We start from the raw sequence: 1,138 nt of genomic DNA on the forward strand, positions 1-1,138 counted from the left end.
ACCAGAAAGGGCCGTTAGCTCAGTTGGTAGAGCAGTTGGCTTTTAACCAATTGGTCGAAGGTTCGAATCCTTCACGGCCCACCACTTCTGAGGTGGATTTGCTTCAAGGCAGATGATTCAGAAACGCAATACCAGCAATACCAGCAATACCAGAAAGGGCTGTTAGCTCAGTTGGTAGAGCAGTTGGCTTTTAACCAATTGGTCGAAGGTTCGAATCCTTCACAGCCCACCACTTCTGAGGTGGATTTGCTTCAAAGCAGATGAATTCAGAAAATGTAATATCAGCAATACCAGAAAGGGCCGTTAGCTCAGTTTCTTGTAGAAACAGACTGTTGGCTTTAACTAATGATAGTTAGTTATTTACTTGGATATATCAGCAATACCAGAAAGGGCTGTTAGCTCAGTTGGTAGAGCAGTTGGCTTTTAACCAATTGGTCGAAGGTTCGAATCCTTCACAGCCCACCACTTCTGAAGTGGATTTGCTTCAAGGCAGATGAGTTCAGAAACGTAATATCAGCAATACCAGAAAGGGCCGTTAGCTCAGTTTCTTGTAGAAACAGACTGTTGGCTTTAACTAATGATAGTTAGTTATTTACTTGGATATATCAGCAATACCAGAAAGGGCTGTTAGCTCAGTTGGTAGAGCAGTTGGCTTTTAACCAATTGGTCGAAGGTTCGAATCCTTCACAGCCCACCACTTCTCCAGGTGGTAAAATGGAGACGGTAAAGATAGGTTAGCTCAGTTGATGCTTTGAATAAGAGCACAGTTGGCTTTACTCTTAACTACCACATTGGTCGAAGGTTCGAATCCTTCACGGCCCACCACTTCTGAGGTGGATTTGCTTCAAGGCAGATGAATTCAGAAACGTAATACCAGCAATACCAGCAATACCAGAAAGGGCTGTTAGCTCAGTTGGTAGAGCAGTTGGCTTTTAACCAATTGGTCGAAGGTTCGAATCCTTCACAGCCCACCACTTCTCCAGGTGGTAAAATGGAGACGGTAAAGATAGGTTAGCTCAGTTGATGTTTTGAATAAGAGCACAGTTGGCTTTACTCTTAACTACCACATTGGTCGAAGGTTCGAATCCTTCACGGCCCACCACTTCTGAGGTGGATTTGCTTCAAGGCAGATGAATTC

Annotated in this window: 7 tRNA genes; all 7 read left to right on the top strand. The window is 44.0% G+C overall.

Annotated elements, in window-relative coordinates:
- Positions 1-8: 8 nt before the first annotated feature.
- A tRNA-Lys gene (locus L2729_RS21490) sits at positions 9-84 on the top strand.
- A gap of 72 nt (positions 85-156) precedes the next feature.
- A tRNA-Lys gene (locus L2729_RS21495) sits at positions 157-232 on the top strand.
- 157 nt (positions 233-389) lie between these two features.
- Positions 390-465: transfer RNA gene (locus L2729_RS21500), tRNA-Lys, on the top strand.
- Positions 466-621: 156 nt separating this feature from the next.
- A tRNA-Lys gene (locus L2729_RS21505) sits at positions 622-697 on the top strand.
- A gap of 35 nt (positions 698-732) precedes the next feature.
- A tRNA-Ser gene (locus L2729_RS21510) sits at positions 733-825 on the top strand.
- Positions 826-898: 73 nt separating this feature from the next.
- Positions 899-974 (top strand) — tRNA-Lys (locus L2729_RS21515).
- Between the two features lie 35 nt (positions 975-1,009).
- Positions 1,010-1,102, top strand: a tRNA-Ser gene (locus L2729_RS21520).
- Positions 1,103-1,138: the final 36 nt, after the last annotated feature.

The sequence above is a fragment of the Shewanella gelidimarina genome (assembly GCF_023283945.1).
In the GTDB taxonomy this organism is placed as follows: Bacteria; Pseudomonadota; Gammaproteobacteria; order Enterobacterales; family Shewanellaceae; genus Shewanella; species Shewanella gelidimarina.